Source organism: Nocardia aegles (assembly GCF_052545135.1).
Map to the genome: position 1 here is coordinate 28,349 of NZ_JBQWRI010000009.1, position 18,955 is coordinate 47,303.

Below are 18,955 nucleotides of genomic sequence, written 5' to 3' on the forward strand. Positions count from 1 at the left end.
GCGGTTACTTGGTCGGGGCCGAAGCGGATTGGGCGGGCTTGTCGGCGAAGCGGGTGGTGCCGTCGGCCGCCTGCAACGTGGTGAGCAGATCGACACCCGCCACGACGAGTGTGGGTCCGCCTACCGCGATGGTTCCGAGGATGCCGCCGAGGCTCGCGCCGGTCAGCAGCCCGGCCACGCAACCGACGGCGATGGTGACCAGGCAGCCGATGGTGGCGCCGATGGCGGTGCCGACGAAACCGCCGATGGCGGTGGCGAGTCCGAACTGGCCGGCGAATTCGTCACGGGCGCGCTGGTTCTCGCTCATCGAGGCGATGGGCTTGGCCACCAGCGGCTCGGTGATCGAGCTGCCCTCCGGCCTGGTCGGCTTCAGCTCGAGCACCGTGCTGTCCTTCTTCAGCTCCGGGTGCACCGGGATGACGGTTTCCGCGATCCGGAAGTCGAGTGGCAATGTCATCACGACATGGCCGTCGTGGTCCCGGACGTCGACCACGTCGATCACTCGCGCGATGTCGGCCGGTGCGCCGGCGTGGTCGACGAGCACTCCGTTGCGCTCGGTCAGCCGAGCGTTCTCGTCGCCCGCGGGCTGATCACGCAGTGCTTTGGACAATTCGAAGGTTCCGCCCCTGAGCGCGGCGACCACCGTCCGGTCGACGATCTTGGCCGAGTAGGTGATGTCCTGAGCGGGCTCGGCCTGCGCGCCGCCCGCGCTGACGGTCAACGAGCCGATGGCTAGTATCGCCGCCGCAGTGATGCCGCGGAGTTGCATGATTCGTCCATTCCTTCATCGGGTTCACACCTGTGTCCAACACGGCCGGACCCGCGCACTCCGGCGGCGCAAGAACAGTCGTCCAGTCGCTGAGCAGCCTAGCAGTGCCCGCAGCAACCGACGAGCGTTCCGGCTCGACCGGTCGGGGTACGAAAAATTCTCCGACCGGCCGAGTTTCGGATCCTCCGCCTCAGCGCGCCGCGGAGAGTTCGCTCCTCTGCTGGGGGCGCAGGATCGTCGCGCTGGTGCCCGGCGGCCATTCCAGTCCGGCGTCGAGCCGGTCGAGCACCTCGGCATCGGGCCGCGGATTGCGGGACCGCTCGATCTCGCTGATCACCTTGGCCGGTGGGCCGCCGTTGTCCGCCACGTCCGCCTGGGTCCACTTCATCTCCCGCCGCCGCGCACGCACGCGTGTGGCGAGCGCGTCGAGGTCGAGTGCGCCGGCCGTCTCGACCTCGCGCGCAGCAAGCGGCGCCGGGTGCGCCGGTGCGCCGCGCTCTGCCTCCTGCTGCTTCTCCCGCAGCATTCCGCTGGTGATCAGCCGGGATCGTTTCCGCCTACCCATTTTCGCCACACGCTCTCCCATCCTCGGTCGAGTCGATCGATTGCGTCGCACTGCTCCGGCGGGCGGGCGGCGCCCTCCGCGCCGGTAACGCTGAACATCATCAGGGAGGGCGGGTGCCTGACCTGCTCGACGCGCCGGGTGGGTGCGAGCGGTCTCCGCGCAGGACGGTGCGCGGATCGCCGTGCCCGGCGACCCGGCCGTCCCGCATGAGCAGGCAGCAGTCGGCGCGCAGGGCGTCCTCGCGCCGGTGCGTGGCGTGCACGACCGTCACGCCCTGGGCTGCCACCTGGTGGATGGCGTCGGAGATCTCCTGCCGCGCGGCCGCGTCCAGGCCGGTGGTCGGTTCGTCGAGCAGCAGTAGGTCCGACTCCTGGGCAAGTGCCTGTGCGAGCAGCGTCCGTTGGCGCTGGCCTCCGGAGAGGCTGTCGAGCCTGCGCTCGGCCAGGTCGGTGATGGCCATCCGGTCCAGGCATGCGCGGACGACGGCGCGATCGTCCCGAGTGAGCCGCCGCCATGCGCCGCGCTTTGCCCAGCGTCCCATGGCGACCGTTTCGCCGACGGTGATCGGCAGGGTGGCGGGAACGCCGCTGTGCTGCAGGACGAACGCCGGTCGCCGGAGATGTCCGCGGCGCACGGTTCCCGCGGTGGGCGTGATGACGCCCGCCAGGACGCCGAGCAGGGTGGATTTGCCGGAACCGTTGGGCCCGACGAGCGCGGTCACCTGGCCGCCCGGGATCGTGGCGGTGCACTTGCGCAGCACCGGATGTCCCCGGTAACCGGCCGTCACCTCGGCGATATGGACAGCTGGTGGCATGGAACTCCCTCCCGTTGATTGAAATGAAAACCGTTGTCATTGTAGAGTGCTGTGTCATGGAGTGGTTGGCCCCGTTCGAGGTTTCATTCGTGCAGCGGGCGCTGTGGGGCGGACTGCTCGTGTCGTGTCTGTGCGCGCTGGCGGGGACCTGGGTGGTGGTGCGCGGCATGGCTTTCCTCAGCGACGCGATGGCGCACGGCATGCTGCCCGGCGTCGCGATCGCCGCGCTGGCCGGCGGAAACCTGCTGCTGGGCGCGGCATGCAGCGCCGCGGCGATGGCCGTCGGCGTCTCGGTGCTCGGCCGGGGTACGCGATTCGCCGCGGACACCGGCATCGGATTGCTGTTCGTCGGGATGCTGTCGGCAGGCGTGATCATCGTGTCGCGTTCGCCCTCGTTCGCGGTCGACCTGACCGGTTTCCTCTTCGGCGACGTGCTCGCCGTCGCGGAGCGTGACCTGTGGTATCTGGTCGCGGCCACGCTGCTCGCGGCGGTGGTCTCGGTGCTGGGCTACCGGGCGTTCGTCGCACTGACCTTCGACCCGCGCAAGGCACACACCCTCGGTTTGCGCCCCCGCCTGGCGAATGTGGCGCTGATCGGTCTGCTGACCCTGGCGATCGTCGCGTCGTTCCACATCGTCGGCACCCTGCTGGTCTTCGGCCTGCTCATCGCGCCGCCCGCGGCGGCCGTCTACTGGGTGCATCGGATCCCGGCGATCATGCTCAGCGCCGCGGCGCTCGGCGCGGTGGCCACTTTCGCCGGTCTGCTGATCTCGTGGCACGCGCGCACCGCCGCGGGGGCGACCATCGCGGCGACGGCCGTCGCGCTGTTCTTCGTCTCGGCGCTGTCGTCCTGGTTGCGCGATCGGATCCGGTCCGCGCGCGGGCGATCGAAACCACTGGCGATGTTGCTGGTCCCCGCCACGGCCGCGTCCGTGATCGGTTGCGGCACGAGCGATTCCACTCGCTCTGCGGAGACGACACCGCACGGCTACGTCGCGGGCGCGGAGGAGGCCGACGAAGCGCAGCCGCGTCTGGTCGTGACCGACAGCGGCAGCGGCGCCGTGCGGGTGGTCGACCTCATCACCGAGGACGTCATCGATCTCGGCCGGGTGGAAGGCGTCGGGCACCTGACCGCCGACGGACGTTTCGCCTTCCTCTCCGCCCGTGACGGGGTGCGGATCGTGGACGCGGGCACGTGGACCGTCGACCACGGCGATCACGTGCACTACTACCGCGCGCCCGCCCGTGATCTGGGCACCCTCGCCGACAGGGCGGTATCGGCCGCACATGCCGACAGCGCGGTGACCGCACTGCTTTCCGAAACCGGTGGCACGACGCTGCTGGACCGGCCGGCGCTCGGCATCGGCTCGCGGCACGAACGCGGCGTGATCGCGGACGGAGCCGCGGTGCCGTACGCCGAGCACCTGCTGGTGGCCGTGCCCGCCCGGGACCGGATCGAGGTACGCACTCGGGACGGAGCGACCGCCGCGGTGCTCGCGCAAGAATGTCCGCGTCCCCACGGCTCCGCGGTGACCAGGCGCGGCGTCGTCTTCGGCTGCGCCGATGGCGCGTTGGTGGTGACGGCCCGGAACGCGGTGTTCACCGGCGAGAAGATCCCCTATCCGCACGGCACCCCCGACGGCGATCGCGCGACCGAGTTCGTCCACCGCCCGGGTAGTACGACACTGGTGGCCAGGGCGGGCCGGCGCGGGGTGTGGGTGCTCGACGTTCACCGCAAGACCTGGACCGCGGTGGACATCGGTTCGGTGGTCGCGGCGAACACGGCGGGAGCGGGTGCGGCACTGCTGGCCCTCACCGCGGACGGCGTTCTGCACAGTTACGACGCCGTGTCCGGCCGGGAGACCGCCGAGGCGCGCCCGCTCACCACGCCGGTGCCCGACGGGGCGCCCGCGCCGCTGATCCTCGTCGACGAGCACCGCGCCTACCTCAACGATCCCGCGGCGCGGGCGATCCACGAGATCGACTACACCGACGATCTGCGCATCGCGCGCACGTTCGGCCTCGACATCGTGCCCACGGCGATGGTGGAGACGGGCCGATGAGACGTGCCGCTCGTTGGTGCGCGCTGGTCGCCGTCGCGCTGCTCGCGCTGACCGCATGCTCGAACGACACCGAAAGCGACGGAGTCGTCGTCACCACCAACATCCTCGGCGACCTCACTCGCGCTGTCGCGGGGGACACGGTCGAGGTGACGGTGCTCATGCCCGCCGACGCGGACCCGCACTTCTTCGCCATCTCCGCCCAGCAGGCGGCGCAGCTCGAACGCGCGCGCCTGATCGTCTACAACGGTCTCGGCCTCGAGGAGAGCGTGCTGCGCAACATCGAGGCGGCCGAGAAATCCGGGGTGGCGGGCGTATCCGTCGGCGCGGCGATCGACCCGATCGGCTACCGCGCGGACGAAGCGAACGGCAGGCCGGACCCACACTTCTGGACCGACCCGCGCCGGGTGCGCACGGCGGTCGAGGTCATCCGGGACCGGATCATCGAGCAGGTCGACGGTGTCGACGCCGCGGCCGTACGCGCCGGCGCCGACCGCTACCTGACCGAACTCGACCGGCTCGACCGCTGGATGGCGGAGCGGTTCGCGACGATCCCCGCCGAACGGCGGAAGTTGGTCACCAATCACCACGTCTTCGGTTACCTCGCACAGCGATACGGCTTCGAAGTGGTGGGCGCCGTGATCCCGGGCGGGACCACGCTCGCCTCACCCAGCCCGTCGGACCTCTCCGCCCTCGCCGGGACCATCCGGGCCGCCGAGGTAGGCGCGATCTTCGCCGACTCCTCGCAGCCCGACCGCTTGGCCCGCGTGCTGGCCGACCAGGCCGGTGTGCACGTGCGGGTGATCCCGCTGTATTCGGAGTCGCTCACCGAACCCGGCGGCGGCGCGGGCACCTACCTGGAAATGATGCGGGTCAATACCGAGTCGATCGTCCGCGGCCTCGCCACCGCTTAGTACCGGAACACCAGAACGAAAGACGGAGTAGCTCATGCTCGTTCGGTCACGAACCACGAAATCGCCCGCGCTGGTCGGCCTGCTGACCCTGGTGCTGGCCGGCTGCGGCGCCGATACTTCCGCCGAAGGCGACACCCGGCGGATCGCCGATCCCGTCGCGGTCACCTATGACGGCGGAATCCACGTGCTGGACGGAACGACCCTCGAACTCGCGGGTACGGTCGAGCTCGACGGCTTCAACCGGCTCAACCCCGCGGGCGACGACCGCCACCTGATCGTCTCGACGAAAGCGGGCTTCCGCGTTTTCGACGCCCGCACAGCAGAATTCACCGGTATCGAGTTCCCCGGCCCGCATCCCGGGCACGTGGTCCGGCATGCCGGACGGACGGTGCTGTTCAGCGACGGCACCGGTGAAGTCGTCGCGTTCGACTCGGCCGATCTCGCCGAGGGCGCGCCGAAGCCCGCCACCTACCGCGCGGCCGCCCCGCACCACGGCGTCGCGATCGAACTCGCCAACGGCGAGCTCGTCGTCACGCTCGGCACGGAGGAGAAGCGGACCGGGATCATGGTGCTCGACGAGAACCGCACCGAGAAGGCGCGCAGCGAGGACTGCCCCGGCGTGCACGGCGAGGCGACCGCCGCGGGTGAGGCCGTGGTGATCGGCTGTGAGAACGGCGTGCTCGTCTACCGCAACGGGGCGATCACCAAGGTCACCAGCCCGACCGAGTACGGCCGGATCGGCAACCAGGCGGGCAGCGAGACCTCGCCCGTCGTCCTCGGCGACTACAAGCAGGACAAGGACGCCGAACTCGAACGCCCCCAGCGCGTTTCGCTGATCGACACGGTCACCGGCACGCTGCGGCTGGTCGATCTGGGCACCAGCTACACCTTCCGCTCGCTGGCTCGTGGCCCACACGGCGAAGCCCTCGTCCTCGGCACCGACGGCCACATCCACGTGATCGATCCCGTCGCGGGCGCCGTCGTGCGCACGATCCCCGTGACAGGCTCCTGGCAGGAGCCGCTGGAGTGGCAGAAGCCGCGACCGGCGCTGTTCGTCCGCGGCGATGTCGCCTACGTCTCGGATCCCGCCGCGAAGCAGGTCCACCGCGTCGACCTCGCCACCGGAGCGAAGACCGCGAGCGTGACGTTGCCGAGCACACCGAACGAAGTGAGTGGTGTGGTCGGGCACTGACACCGGATTCTCGTCGATGGCCCGCCGCCCGGACGAGGTCCGCGGCTACGGTGGGATGGCATGGACACCGCTGTGCTCGCCGGACCGGAGTCGCCGCGCGCCTCTCGGGCGTCGGCGCGGGACCGGTTCCGGCGGATCGCGAAGACCCGGCCGGTGGTCGTCATCGCCGGTTGCCTGATCGTGGCGCAGCTGGCGATCCGTTGGTGGGTGGCCGACAGCGGCTTCTTCTACTGGGACGATTTCATCCTGGTCGGCCGGGCGGCCCGCTACGGTCTGTGGTCCACCGATCTGCTGCTCTACAACCACGACGGGCACTTCATGCCGCTCGCCTTCGCCACGGCCTGGGCGGTGACCACGGTCGCGCCGCTGATCTGGGCGGGTCCGGTGGTGGCGCTGCTGATCATGCAGCTCGGGGCGTCGGTCGCCGTGGTGCGCATGCTGCTGGTGATAGCGGGTCCACGCCGGCCGATTCTGATTCCGCTGGTGTTCTACCTCTTCTGCCCATTGACGATCCCGGCGTTCGCCTGGTGGGCGGCCGCCCTCAACGCGCTGCCGCTGCAATTCGCCCTCGCGTGGGTGATCGGGGATGCGGTGCTGCTGGTCCGCACCGGTCGCCGCCGGTACGCGCTGTCGGGGATCGCGGTGCTCGTTGTGGCGCTGCTGTTCTTCGAGAAGTCGGCGGTCGTGCCGTTCGTCGCCTTCGCCGCCGCGGCGCTGGCCCACCACGTCGACGGCGGCGCGGCCCCGATCGGCACGGTGGCGCGGCGGGGTGCGTGGCTGTGGATCGGATCGGCCGCGGTGCTGGGCTTCTGGTCCATCGCCTATCTCGCGGTGGCCGACGGCCCGGGTCTGCCCGACAACTGGGACGAGTTGCGCGACCTGCTGCCCACCGCGGCCTCCCTGGGGATCGTGCCCGCGTTGTCGGGCGGGCCGTGGGTGTGGGAGCGGTGGCTGCCGTCGACGCCGTGGGCGGATCCTCCCGGATGGGCGGTGGTGGCGGCCTGGCTGGCGCTGGCCGCGCTGGTAGCGCTGTCGATGCGCGCGCGGCAGCGGATCGGGGCGGTGTGGCTGACGGCCGCGGCCTACGTCGTGATCGCTCAACTGGCCGTGGCGCTGGCTCGTGGCGGGCCGAACACCGCGGCGGAGTTGATGCAGTCGCTGCGTTACTTCGCCGATTCGGCGGTGGTCGCGGCGGCCGCGGGTGCGCTCATGCTGCGGGCTCGCCCCCGATCGTCCCGGCGTCCGCTTCCCGTCCGGCCTCTGGCGGTCGCGGTGACGGCGGTGTTCGTCGCGAGCAGTCTCTGGTCCACCTGGACGTTCGTGCGATCGTGGCGGACCGGCCCGTCCGAAACGTACATCACCAACGTGAGATCGGCGCTGCGCACCTGGGACGGTGCGCCCCTGCTCGAACAAGAGGTGCCGTGGAATGTGCTGAATCCGATGGTCTACCCGCAGAATCTGACCAGCAGCGTGCTGGCGCCGGTAGCCGCCCCCGGTACCTTCGCGCTCGCAACACCGCGTTTGCGGATGATCGCCGACGACGGTGCGATAGTCGATGCGGCGGTCTGGTGGAACCGGGCCATCCTCCCCGGCCCGGTGCCCGGCTGTGGGCACCGCGTCGACGGCACCGGGCGTGCGCTCCTGCGCCTCGACGGCCCGATGCTCGCCAGCAAGTGGACCGCTCAACTCAACTACGTGGCCAGCCGCGACGGCCGGATCAGCGTCGCCCTGGAGCACGGCGAAGCCGTGTCGGCGCCGGTCCAGAAGGGAATGAACACCGTGTTCGTCCGTCTCGTCGGCAGTGGTTCGGCCCTGCTGATCTCCGCTGATGGACCGGGACTCGACCTGTGCGTCGGCGTCGGCCCGGTCGGCGTCGCGTCGTACGACAACTGAGACTCCGCACCGGGTCACGCACGCTTGCGGAGCCACCGCACCTGTGCTCCGGAGCGGCCGTGGCGGCGTGCTACGACCGGAAGGGTCGGACGCGCACCGCGGAGTGTGGCACCGCGACCCAGCGCCGGGTGTCTGCGACGGTCGATCAGTTCTCCGCGACGGCGGCCTCCGCCGCGGCCCGGGCACGAGACAGGGCCTGCGGCACCGGGATCCGGCCGAAGTACATCTCGGCGAGAATCGGGTCGACAGCGCGGAGCGCGGCCGAAAAGCACGGCCCGCCACCGGAAGAGATACGCGGGCCGCCGAGGACGTCGAAGAACGGGGACACATCCACCCCCTTCCCGGCCCAGTAGTCGCGGTAGCGCTGCTGTTCGGACACGACTGCCGGGATGGTGGCGCCGCCCTCGGCCAGGTGACGATTGCCCGCGCCGCTGCCGAGCCAGGCCAGCACCCGGCGCACCGCGTCCGGATGCCGGGTGGCCGCGTTGCCCGCGACGCCGATGGCGTTGTTCGTGCTCACCCGCCCCGCCGGGCCCGCGGGCAGCGGCGCGACGCCCCATGCGAAGCGGGCCTGCTCGGAGATTTGCGCGAGAGTGAACGTCCCGGACTGCAACAGCGCCAGTTTGCCCTGCAAGAAAGCATTTTTCGCGAAGTCGGGATCGGTATTGGTGTCCGCGGGCGACGGCGCGAGCCCATCGGCGATCAACCGCACCAGATAGCCGAACGCGGCAACGCCCTGCGGGCTGTCGAAGACGAAGTGATCGTCGTCGTCCTGGAAACGGGCGCCGTTCGAGCCCAGATAGGGCAGCTCGATGGACTGGAAGTCGTGGCCGGCGTTGTACGCCCACGGGGCGACCGCCGCCACCCTGCGCAGCAGCGGGCGCAGGGTGTCGTCGCCGCCCGGACTCCACCGTGCCGCGGTAAGCTCCGCGGGGTCGATGTGCGCGGCTGTGAGCAGGTCACGGTTGTAGTACACCGCGGTTCCGGCATCCACGAATTGCGGGACGGCCCAGAGCTTCCCGCCGCGCGTGTACTGCGCGACCGCCGAGGGGTCCCAGGCCCGCGCGGCCTCGGGGCCGAGCGTTGCCCCGATGTCGAGCAACCGCCCGGCATCGGCGTAGTCCTCGTACAGATTCGTCCAGAACAGATCGTCGGCGGTGCCACCGGCCACGTCCAGACGCAACTTCTGCCGGTAGGACGACCACGGCACCACCGTGATCCGCACCGCGACGTCCGGATTCGCCCGCTCGAACTCCGCGAGCGAAGCACGGTAGGCGGGCACCAGACTCTCGTCCCAGATCCGCAAACCCACCACGGTGCGACCGGAACCGTCGCCGTCACGGCCGAGCCACAGCGCCGCCGCCACCAGCAGTGCCGCCGCGAGTGCGAGGGCGAGCGCCACGCGGGTCGATGTCCTCATTTCACGCCCGTCCACGCGATCGAGCGCAGCACCTGCCGCTGGGCGACCACGAACAGCACCACCAGCGGCGCGATGGCCAGTGTCGTGGCCGCCATCACCAGGGTCCACTGCGCGTTGTAGCGGGTCTGCAGATTCGCCGTCGCCACCGTCAGCACCTGCCACGAACGGCCGCTGCTCGCGACCAGCGGCCACATGAAGTTGTTCCACTGCGAGACGATCGTGATGAGCGTCAAGGTCGCCAGCACCGGCCTACTCATCGGCACCATGACGTGCACGATGATGTCGAGGGTGTTCGCGCCGTCGAGCCGGGCCGCGCCGATCAGCTCCTGCGGAATCGCGCGAAAGTACTGACGCAGCAGAAAGATCGCGTAGGGCGATCCGAAGACGAACGGCAGTACCAGCGCCCAGAAAGTGTTCAACAGATCCAGCCTCGCGAACATCAGATACAGCGGAACGAGGGTCACCATCGGCGGCACCATCATCGTGCCCAGATACACCCAGAACAGCGCATCACGGCCCGGGAATTCCGTGCGGGCGAACGCGTATGCCGCCAGCACCGAGGTGACCAGCTGGCCGCCGGTGACGAACATCGTCATCAGCGCGGTCACCAGTACCGCACGCCCGAATCCGTAACCCAGCACGGTACCGAAATTGTCGGCGGTGACCGGATGCGGCAGGGCCAGCGGTGCCGCGGTGGCGAACTGTCCGGGTGTTTTCACCGCGGTGAGCGCGCTGAGCAGCAGGGGCGCCACGGTCAGCAGCGCGCCGGCCGAGAGCACCGTGCAGGCGGCCGCCGAACGCAGGCGATCAGAACTCATATGTGGTCCGATTCCGGAAGTAGCGGTGCTGCGCCACGGTGATCGCGACCAGCACGGCGAACACCACGAGCGCCATGACGGCGGCGCGGCCGGGACGCGCGGCGTCGAATGCCTCGGTGAAGATCCGCATCGCGAGCACATCGGTGCGGTCGCCCGGTCCGCCCTTGGTCAACGCGTACACGGTGTCGAAGGTCTGGAACGCGGTCAGCACGCCGGTGACCAGCACGAAGAACATGGTGGGCCGCAACAGCGGCAGGATCAGCCAGCGGATCCGCCGCCAGCCGGTGGCCCCGTCCAGCGCTCCCGCGTCGAGTATCTCGTTCGGGATCGCCCGTATCCCGGCCACGAAGAACAGCGCCACATACCCGAAATTCGCCCACACGCTCACCGCGGCCACCGACGGCAGCGCCAGCGCGGGATCCGACAGCCATGCGACGCGCAGGCCGAGCGCGGCGTTGACGGCGCCCCCCGTGGGAGCGAACATCCACTGCCACACCACACCCACCGCCACCGGCGCGCACATCCACGGCAGCGCGTACACGACCCGCAGACCTGTCGCGCCGCGCCGCCGGACCAGCAACGCCGCGACGGCGAAACCCAGCACCGTCTGCGCGGGCACCACGATCGCGGTCAACGCCAGCGTCACCAGCACGGAGTGGCCGAACGCGGTGTCCGCGAGCACCGACCGCCAGTTGCGCAGTCCGACGAACTCCATCGGTCCCAGAAGATTCCAGCTGTGCAGACTCAGCCAGGCCACCACCAGAATCGGCAGCACCAGAAACGCGCCGACACCGATCAGGCTCGGCAGCAAGAGAACATAGCTCGTCATGCCGCGACGAGCCCCACGCCGATTCATGTGCTGCGACGTTACCGCCCACGCCCGCCCCGGCGCGGCGGGCGGGGTGGTTCGTCGGTCGGTCGGACCGCCCGCCACGTAGATCACCTGGCCGGAAACGAAACCGGCACCCTCACTCACGAGGAACGAGGCGGTGCGCGTGTTGTCCTCGGGCGTGCCGACGCGCTGCACGGGAATCTGCGCCGCTGCGGTCTTCTGGAAGTCCTCGAAGGAGACGCCGACGCGTGCGGCGGCGGTGGTCATGTCGGTGACGATGAACCCGGGATGGCATTGGCGGTGACGCTGAACTTGCCCACGTCGCGGTGAGTTAGCTCAGGCTCGAGCAGAAGGGTTGCCCGGCTCTCGGCCCGGATGCTTCTATCAGCACGTGACCGACCAGAACGAGGTTCCCCGTATCGTCAGCGCCAGCCGTGAGATCAACGCGGGTCAGGCGGAGATCTTCGAGCTCATCGCCGATCCCGCCGAGCAGCCGCGCTGGGACGGCAACGACAACCTGGCCGAGGCCGCGGCGGGGCAGCGGGTGCGCGAAGCCGGAGCGGTGTTCAGCACCACCCTGACCAACGGGTTCGTGCGCGACAACCATGTGGTGGAGTTCATCGAGGGCAGCCGCATCGCGTGGCGACCGTCGGAGCCGGGCAACCAGCCGCCCGGCCACCTCTGGCGGTGGGAGCTGGAGCCGGCGGGCGAGGGGCGCACCCGGGTCACCCACACCTACGACTGGACGTCGCTGACCGACGAGAAGCGTCAGGTCCGCGCCCGCGCGACCACCGCGGGCTCACTGTCGGCCTCGCTCGACCGGCTCGCCGAACTCGCCGAGCGGCAAGGGGTTTCGTCGCGGCAGTAGTCCGCGTCGTCGTCCGGTCCCAGACCGTATGTCCGTCGTTCCCGACCCGCCGATGGTGGGCATGAAACGGGCCGCTCCCCGAATATCGTGGCTTCGGAACACCCACGCCGGGTCGCTACCACGGTCGCGCCTCGGCACCCCGCGCGGCGGCCCCACCGGAACAGCGCCGTCGACCTCCACGTGGCACACGCCACCATGCGAATCGAAATCGGAATGCACTGGCGCGAGATGGTTCTCGGCACCGCTCGCGGTGACCGGCTCGGGCGACCGGTACTACCGAATCGGTTGGCGCCCGGAGCGTGTGGACGGCCGTTCGACGGATACTCGGATAAGCCGTGTCGCGACAGTTCTTTTCGATCATGTGACGAAGCTCCGAGACTGATTCGAGCACGGCGGCGCGGGTAGCACCGAGACGTGGCACCCAGAGCCACCGTCGGTTTCATCCGCTACAGAAAGGAGCACGTGATGGCAGACCAGAACAACCCGGGTCAGTTCGGCAACCGTTCCGACACCGAGGAGCAGGCGCGTCGCGGCGGCCAGGCCAGCACCGGCAGCTTCGGCGACCGCAACTCCGCCGATCCGAGCGCGGCCGGACGCAAGGGCGCCGAAGCGCAGCCCGACGAAGCGAAGGTGCGCGGCGGACAGCACAGCCACTCCGGTCGCTGACGCCGACCGAACCCGGGCCGGGCGGTACAACCGCCCGGCCCGGGTGGTGCGCGCGCAGGTGTCTGCTGCCGGTGGTGCCGCGAAACGCTCAGCGCTGCTGCTCGAGCCAATCTCGGTAATGCGTGGGGGCCAGCTGCGCGTCCGGCCCCGCCGTGAGAACGTCGCCGGAAACGGCGGCGAACATGCCCGCGGTGTCGTCGGTGACGACGGTCCGGCTGTCGTGCCGAGCGGCCAACGTGAGCCTGCCGAGGTCGTCGAGGCGGAAGACCTCCGGACCGGCGACGTTGCGGATGCCGCCCAGCGGGGCGCCGGTGGCGACCTCGACGACCGCGTCGACCACGTCTGCGGCGGCCATCGGCTGGATCGGGGTGGCAGGCAGGCGGACGGTGTCGTCGTCGGAAGTCCAGGACAGCACCGAATCCATGAACTCGAAGAACTGGGTGGCGCGCACGATGGAGTACGGCGTCGGCCCCAGCCGCAGCAGGTCCTCCTGCATGGTCTTGGCCCGGTAGTAGTCCAGGTCGGGCACCTGGTCGGTGCCTACGATCGAGAGCACGACCTGATGTCCGACTCCGGCTTTCGCTCCGGCATCGAGCAGGTTGCGCATGGAGATGCGGAAGAAGTCCACCGACGCCTCGTCGAAGGTCGGCGAGTTCGCCAGGTCGATGACGACGTCGGCTCCCTCCAGCGCCCGGTCCAGGCCCTCTCCTGTGAGCAGGTCGACCCCGGTGGACGGCGCCGCCGGGATGGCCTCGTGCCCGGCAGCGGCCAGCTTCCCGACCACCTGCGAGCCGATCCGTCCGGTTCCGCCGATGACTGTCAGCTTCATGGATTCGCCTTTCCCGGCCTGCCACGGGCGAGCCGGCGATCCATGAAACCGTTATCTGTTCGTTCCGCTCCCGGTACCACGTCGTCGGCTTGCACGACGGCGCCGGTGGTGAGCGGCGGGTGTCGATAGCTCGGCAATCGGTGGCCGTCGTAGGCCGTCTCCCGCAGCACCGTTTCGTCGCACGGACGTAAGAGGGGCGACAGGCCCCGTAGGGATGTTCGTGGGGCAGGTCGTGCAGGCTCGAAGCCCGGAGAAGACCGGAGAGGTGACCGGGGGCGAGATGATCGAACGGCGCACCGGTGGCGTTGTCCACGCGCAGCGGCGCGACGACGGGCGGCGGATCGGATCGTGGTTGACCGCCACGGCGGTCGTACTGAACATCGTCCAGCTCTTCGTGCTCCCGCTGCTGCTGATCCCCCGCGACCGCGCGTGGGGATGGGTGCTGCTGCCGATGGCGCTGCTGACGACGACGCTCTGGTCGGTGATCCACGAGGCCGTACACGGCAATCTGCACCACCTGCGTTCCCGCAACGACCGGTACGGGCGCGTGCTCGCCGTGCTGTACGGGTCGCCGTTCGCCTTGCTCAAAGCCGGTCACCTGCTCCATCACCGCTACAACCGGACTCGTGAGCGGGCCGAGGTCTACGACCCGGCGAGTACCAGCTGGGCGAAGGTCGCGCCCGGGTACTACCTGCGGCTGTTCGGCGGGCTGTACCTGCTCGAGGTGGCGGCGATCGCGCTGGCGGCGTTGCCCGCGGCGGCGGTGCGCCGGCTCGCCCGCGCGCTGGACGGGCCGGACACGGTGGCGCGGCCGCTGCTCGAACGCGTCACGCGACCCGAAACGTTCCGGCAGTTCCGCGTAGACGCGGTCGTGGTCGTGGTGCTGCACGGCGCGGCGTTCGCCGCCTACGGTTCGCAGTGGTGGATGTTGCTGGTGGCGTCGGCCGGGCGCGGCCTGATCGTCTCGCTGTCGGACAACGCCTACCACTACGGCACCGATCTCGACGAGCCGCTCGAGGCGCTGAACTTGAAACTGCCCGCGCCACTGCAAATTCTGGCGCTGAGCTTCAATCTGCACGGCGTGCATCATCGGCGCCCCGGCCTGCGCTGGTACGAACTGCGGCCCGCCTTCGACGCCGACGGTGGCCGATACGACACCGGCTGGTTCCGTGCGGTGGCCCGCCAGATACGCGGCCCGCTCCGGCTCACCGATCGCTGAGTGCCGCCCGGCGCGGGGGTGCTCCTGCCGCCGCTGCGATCACTCCTCGGTTTCCATGTGCGAATCCATCCGGGCGAGGATCTCCTCGATTTTCCTGCGCGAGGGTGGACCGAATGCGCGACAGCTGCGGCAGTGCAGGCCGACGTGGACAGTGGGCTATTCAGATAACCGGCGGCCAATCGACCGGCAGCGCTCGACCGTTGTTCACGGGCCGGCACGGTTGCCTCGATACCGTCGAGTCCGTCGACACATCGGCGAAGCCTACGGCAGGGGTTGCGATGGGCCACCACAGAGTCTCTCGCAGGACCGCACTCACCGCACTGGCCGTACTCCCGGTAGACGGATTCGCCTTGCTCGCGTCCGAGGCTCCGGGGATGGCAGCCCGTGACCTCGAACTGATCACGGTGAGTGACCGGTCGGTGGCGGTCACCTGGACGACCGCGGCGGTCGACCGGATCGGACGCACACGGCCGGTCGCGGCGGATACCGAACTCGCGCTCGGGCCGGCGGATTCGTCCAAGCCGCTGCCGATCGTGCACTCCGACGCCACGCCCACCGCCTTCCATTACGTCGAAGTCACCGGGCTCGAACCCGGCAGGCGCTATCGCTTGGAGGCCCGCTCCCGGGGCGTGCGGGTGGCTTCCGGTTCGGCCGCGCGCTGGTGGTGGAACGACGACTACGGACACGAGTTCCGCACTCTGACACCGCCACCGGGGCGGTTGCTGCGCACCATCGCGCTGGCCAACGACCTGCATTTCGGTGAGGAGGTGAGCGGCGAGATCGTGCCCGCGCTGCCCACCGGTGTCCGGCAGGAGCCCGGGATGGCCCCGTATCCAGCGGTGATGCTGGAGGCTCTGCTGCACGATGTGCGCGAGCCGGATCGCGCCGTCGACCACCTGGTGCTGGCAGGCGACCTCACCAATCGCGGCACTCCCGCCGAATCGCGTGACCTGCGGCGTCGGCTCGACACGTGGGGTGAGCTCGGCCGAGACGTACTGGTGTGCCGCGGCAATCACGACCGGCCGCGGGTCGGTGCGGCCTGGCAGTCGGGGCTGCGTCTGCGGGGAACCGGACATCACGACTGCTGGGGTCCGCAATTCCTGCCCCGGCAGCGGTTGTTCAGCTACGACCTCGGCGGACTACGGATGATCGCACTGGATACCACGGATCTCGACGGCTCGGGTGGCCGCATCGACGCCGAGCAGATGGCCCGGCTGCGCGATGTGCTGCGCGACGAACCCGACCAGCCGACTGTGGTTTTCGGCCACCACCCGGTGACCCGGGAGGCGGGGATGACCAACCTCGGCGGCCCCGGGTTCGTCCTGAACCGGCACGACGCGGCTACCGTGCACCAGCTCTACGGGCACTCTCCCGGTGTGTTCCTGCACCACAGTGGGCATACGCACCGCAATCGGCGCACACGCCCGGACACTTCTGTGCCGGTGGAGTTCTTGGAGGTGGCTTCGATCAAGGAATACCCCGCCGGTTACTCGTTGCTGCGACTGTACGAGGGCGGATACATGGTCACCTTCCACACCACCCGCACGGCCGCCGCCCGCCGCTGGAGCGCCCGCACCCGTACTCAGCTGTTCGGCCTGCAGTCACGCTACAGCCTGGGCTCGCTCGCCGACCGCAACCATGTCGTGCGCCGCGATCTGTCCGGGATCGCGCCGATACCTCGCCTCCACACTGCGGCCCCTCGACAGGGGCGTCGTGAATTGCGCAGCGCCGCAGAGCGATGAGCGCATAGCCGCGGGTGACCTCCGGCTATCGGTCCGTCACCGCTTCGGCTCCGCCGCTGGGCGATCCGCTTTCGATCGGCAGGGCCGGTGCGGTGGGCAGCGACTCGCCGGGCGCCGTGATCGAGATCGGTCCGTTGCCACCGGTTATCGGCGTGCGCATTTCGGGACCATGCCGTTATGGACTGGCCCTCGGGCGTTCAGGCCCTGGTCAAACGGTGCGAGTTGGATGGTGCCAGGGGCAGCCGGTATGAGGCTGCCGGAGGGGAGATGGGGTCCCACGATGGATACGGACGCTCCGGCCACCGACCGAGGACGTGATTCGCGCGAGCACAAGTACACGATGCGGATCAGCCGGTTGGCCATCGACAAGCTCGGAATCAAACTCTACGACCGGGTCTCGGCGGTACTCGCCGAATTGATCGCCAACTCCTACGACGCCGACGCCACCGTGGTCGAGGTCTCGCTGCCGTGGGGAGTGACGCTGGCGGGTACGGTGCGTTCCGCGGAGGAACCCCAGTACGAGATCGTGGTCACCGACAACGGCCACGGCATGACCGCGGCGGAGGTCAACGCGCACTATTTGATGGTCGGGTCCGATCGCCGGATGCGGATGGGTTCGGATCTGTCCCGGGACCGCAAACGTCCGGTGATGGGCCGCAAGGGAATCGGGAAGCTGGCCGCTTTCGGCATCTGCCGCACTATCGAGGTGATCACGGCGGGCGGTGGGCCTGCGGGCCGGACCGAGCGGGGTTGGCCGGTATCGCACATCGTGCTGGATCTGCACGACATGCTGTCGGACACCGAGCGCGACTACTACCCGCAGATCGGGATCCGCGACGGCACTTTCGCCCCGCACCCGGGCACCACGGTGATCCTGCGTGAATTCTTCCGCAAGCGCGTCAATTCCGGACCGGAATTGAATCGGCAGCTGGCCGCGCGGTTCGGGATCGAGCGGCCGGATTGGCGGGTCGAAGTGCACAACAGCGCGGCCGACGGCGCGGCGGAAAGCTTCATTCTCAGCGATCTTCCGATCGACGTGATGGAGGAGACGCGGATCGACGTGCGCCCCCGTCCGGTGCGGGTGGGCCACCAGTTCCTTCCGGTCGCGGGATGGGTCGCCTACTCCAAACAGCCTTACCGGGACGAGGCGATGGCGGGGGTCCGCATCTACGCGCGCGGCAAGATCGTTGCCCAGACCAGGGATTTCGGCATCGCGGCCGGCTTCACCGGCGAGTTCAAATTGCGTTCGTATCTAGTCGGAGCCATCCACGTGGACTGGCTCGACGACGAGGAGGACCTGGTCCGGTCCGATCGACAGGACATCATGTGGAGTTCCCCTCGCGGCGAAGCCCTGGCCGTGTGGGGACGCGAGCTGATCAAGGAGATCGGCCGGATGGGGGAGAGGTCGATCCGCCGGCGGGTATGGGAAGAGTTCGTCGAGAAGTCGCACGTCCACGCGACTTTGGAGGAGATCGCACCGGGGGACCGGCTGTTCCGCGATTCGGTGATCGACGCCGCGCGAATCCTCGTCGCGCACAAGGACCGCGCCGCGCTGGAAGACCCCGCTCATGTCGAGAGCATCGTCCGGCTGGCTCTGTCGCTCGGACCGCAGCGCAGTCTGCTGGAAACGCTGAAAGAGATCGCCGAGGACGACGACACGCGACTGGACGTGGTCGTCGCCTTGTTCGAACGGGCACGGGTGGCCGAAATCTATTCGCTGGGCCAGATAGCCAGCGAACGGGTGGCCGTGGTCGACCGCCTGCGCAGCCTCATCGACGACGACCGGTCGCTGGAGCGGCCGTTCCAAGAGCTGATCGAAAGCGCGCCGTGGTTGCTGGCCCCGGAGTGGACGCCACTCGGCATGAACGAATCCCTCCAGCGGGTGCGGGCGAGCTTCGAGCGCTGGTACGCGCAGCGGTTCGGGGTCACGTTGGTGACAACCGCGATAGGCAGTGCGAAACGCGAACCGGATTTCGTGTTGCTGCACGACTCCGGCGAACTGTGGATCGTGGAGATCAAGCGCATGGATTATCACCTCACCGACGAGGAGTACAACCGCGCGATCAACTACCTCTACGCGCTGGACGCCTTCCTGAACGACAATCCGCGCATCGGCGCGCAATTTCCGCGTCGCAGACTGACCTTCATCGTCGATCACACCGACAAGCTGCGCCCGGCGTCGCTGTCGTCGCTGGACAGCGACAGCCGCATCGATCGCCGCACCTGGCGTGAACTGCTGGACTCGACGCTGCGCGCGCATCGTGACTTCCTCGAGCGCGTCTACACGATGCGCGGCGAGGACGACGACACCCAGTCGAGCGGAGTCAGAGCCGGTTGAGAGCCGGGCTGCTCCG

16 protein-coding genes and 1 pseudogene are annotated in these 18,955 nt (G+C 69.4%); 9 read left to right on the forward strand and 8 right to left on the reverse strand.

Translation table 11 applies throughout. From position 1 onward, the window contains the following. Nucleotides 1–4 precede the first annotated feature (4 nt). The 3 genes from ACT89H_RS22815 to aztA form a co-directional block, all read right to left on the reverse strand. Complete coding sequence (locus ACT89H_RS22815) at nucleotides 5–769, reverse strand: DUF8020 domain-containing protein (RefSeq protein ID WP_445110685.1); 765 nt, start codon at nucleotides 767–769, stop codon at nucleotides 5–7. A 190-nt stretch (nucleotides 770–959) separates the two neighbouring features. Next, nucleotides 960–1,343: a helix-turn-helix domain-containing protein gene (locus tag ACT89H_RS22820; RefSeq protein WP_445110686.1), complete on the reverse strand. Its 384-nt coding sequence runs from the start codon at nucleotides 1,341–1,343 to the stop codon at nucleotides 960–962. Nucleotides 1,344–1,434: 91 nt separating this feature from the next. Further along, nucleotides 1,435–2,148 (reverse strand): zinc ABC transporter ATP-binding protein AztA, encoded by a 714-nt coding sequence (gene aztA / locus ACT89H_RS22825; protein ID WP_445110687.1) that lies wholly within the window; start codon nucleotides 2,146–2,148, stop codon nucleotides 1,435–1,437. Between the two features lie 56 nt (nucleotides 2,149–2,204). On the opposite strand from aztA, the gene aztB reads away from it, so the two are divergent. Genes aztB through ACT89H_RS22845 form a run of 4 tightly spaced genes read left to right on the forward strand, consistent with a single transcriptional unit; the run spans nucleotide 2,205 to nucleotide 8,207 of the window. Continuing rightward, the gene (aztB, locus tag ACT89H_RS22830) at nucleotides 2,205–4,211 is read left to right on the forward strand and encodes a zinc ABC transporter permease AztB (RefSeq protein WP_445110688.1); all 2,007 of its coding nucleotides are present in this window, start codon (nucleotides 2,205–2,207) and stop codon (nucleotides 4,209–4,211) included. After that, on the forward strand, nucleotides 4,208–5,122 hold the full coding sequence (aztC, locus tag ACT89H_RS22835) for a zinc ABC transporter substrate-binding protein AztC (RefSeq protein ID WP_445110689.1): 915 nt from the start codon (nucleotides 4,208–4,210) through the stop codon (nucleotides 5,120–5,122). Before aztB ends, aztC begins: the two co-directional genes overlap by 4 nt. A 34-nt stretch (nucleotides 5,123–5,156) precedes the next feature. Then, complete coding sequence (gene aztD, locus ACT89H_RS22840) at nucleotides 5,157–6,314, forward strand: zinc metallochaperone AztD (protein ID WP_445110690.1); 1,158 nt, start codon at nucleotides 5,157–5,159, stop codon at nucleotides 6,312–6,314. A 60-nt stretch (nucleotides 6,315–6,374) separates the two neighbouring features. Further along, nucleotides 6,375–8,207, forward strand: coding sequence for a hypothetical protein (locus ACT89H_RS22845; protein ID WP_445110691.1), 1,833 nt, complete (start codon nucleotides 6,375–6,377; stop codon nucleotides 8,205–8,207). A 145-nt stretch (nucleotides 8,208–8,352) separates the two neighbouring features. Here ACT89H_RS22845 and ACT89H_RS22850 read toward each other — a convergent pair whose 3' ends face one another. The 4 genes and pseudogenes from ACT89H_RS22850 to ACT89H_RS22865 all read right to left on the reverse strand — a co-directional run. Continuing rightward, the gene (locus tag ACT89H_RS22850; RefSeq protein ID WP_445110692.1) at nucleotides 8,353–9,627 is read right to left on the reverse strand and encodes an ABC transporter substrate-binding protein; all 1,275 of its coding nucleotides are present in this window, start codon (nucleotides 9,625–9,627) and stop codon (nucleotides 8,353–8,355) included. Further along, on the reverse strand, nucleotides 9,624–10,445 hold the full coding sequence (locus ACT89H_RS22855) for a carbohydrate ABC transporter permease (protein ID WP_445110693.1): 822 nt from the start codon (nucleotides 10,443–10,445) through the stop codon (nucleotides 9,624–9,626). Before ACT89H_RS22855 ends, ACT89H_RS22850 begins: the two co-directional genes overlap by 4 nt. After that, nucleotides 10,435–11,301 (reverse strand): carbohydrate ABC transporter permease, encoded by an 867-nt coding sequence (locus ACT89H_RS22860; protein WP_445110887.1) that lies wholly within the window; start codon nucleotides 11,299–11,301, stop codon nucleotides 10,435–10,437. Before ACT89H_RS22860 ends, ACT89H_RS22855 begins: the two co-directional genes overlap by 11 nt. Before the next feature lie 75 nt (nucleotides 11,302–11,376). After that, nucleotides 11,377–11,556 (reverse strand): annotated as a pseudogene (locus ACT89H_RS22865) (SDR family oxidoreductase); the annotation flags it as partial. 112 nt (nucleotides 11,557–11,668) lie between these two features. Here ACT89H_RS22865 and ACT89H_RS22870 point away from each other — a divergent pair. Both ACT89H_RS22870 and ACT89H_RS22875 read left to right on the forward strand, forming a co-directional pair. Continuing rightward, nucleotides 11,669–12,145, forward strand: a complete 477-nt coding sequence (locus ACT89H_RS22870; RefSeq protein WP_445110694.1) for an SRPBCC family protein — start codon at nucleotides 11,669–11,671, stop codon at nucleotides 12,143–12,145. A 465-nt stretch (nucleotides 12,146–12,610) separates the two neighbouring features. Next, nucleotides 12,611–12,811, forward strand: coding sequence for a hypothetical protein (locus tag ACT89H_RS22875; protein ID WP_445110695.1), 201 nt, complete (start codon nucleotides 12,611–12,613; stop codon nucleotides 12,809–12,811). 88 nt (nucleotides 12,812–12,899) lie between these two features. On the opposite strand, the gene ACT89H_RS22880 is transcribed toward ACT89H_RS22875, so the two are convergent. After that, nucleotides 12,900–13,640 carry an SDR family oxidoreductase gene (locus ACT89H_RS22880; protein WP_445110696.1) on the reverse strand — a complete coding sequence of 247 codons (741 nt, stop codon included), beginning with the start codon at nucleotides 13,638–13,640 and terminating at the stop codon, nucleotides 12,900–12,902. Between the two features lie 220 nt (nucleotides 13,641–13,860). Here ACT89H_RS22880 and ACT89H_RS22885 point away from each other — a divergent pair, with 220 nt between their 5' ends. From ACT89H_RS22885 to ACT89H_RS22895, 3 genes are all read left to right on the forward strand, one after another. Further along, nucleotides 13,861–14,859, forward strand: a complete 999-nt coding sequence (locus tag ACT89H_RS22885; RefSeq protein ID WP_445110697.1) for a fatty acid desaturase family protein — start codon at nucleotides 13,861–13,863, stop codon at nucleotides 14,857–14,859. Between the two features lie 374 nt (nucleotides 14,860–15,233). Further along, the gene (locus ACT89H_RS22890) at nucleotides 15,234–16,601 is read left to right on the forward strand and encodes a metallophosphoesterase family protein (protein ID WP_445110698.1); all 1,368 of its coding nucleotides are present in this window, start codon (nucleotides 15,234–15,236) and stop codon (nucleotides 16,599–16,601) included. Between the two features lie 280 nt (nucleotides 16,602–16,881). Then, nucleotides 16,882–18,939 (forward strand): ATP-binding protein, encoded by a 2,058-nt coding sequence (locus tag ACT89H_RS22895; protein ID WP_445110699.1) that lies wholly within the window; start codon nucleotides 16,882–16,884, stop codon nucleotides 18,937–18,939. Nucleotides 18,940–18,955: the final 16 nt, after the last annotated feature.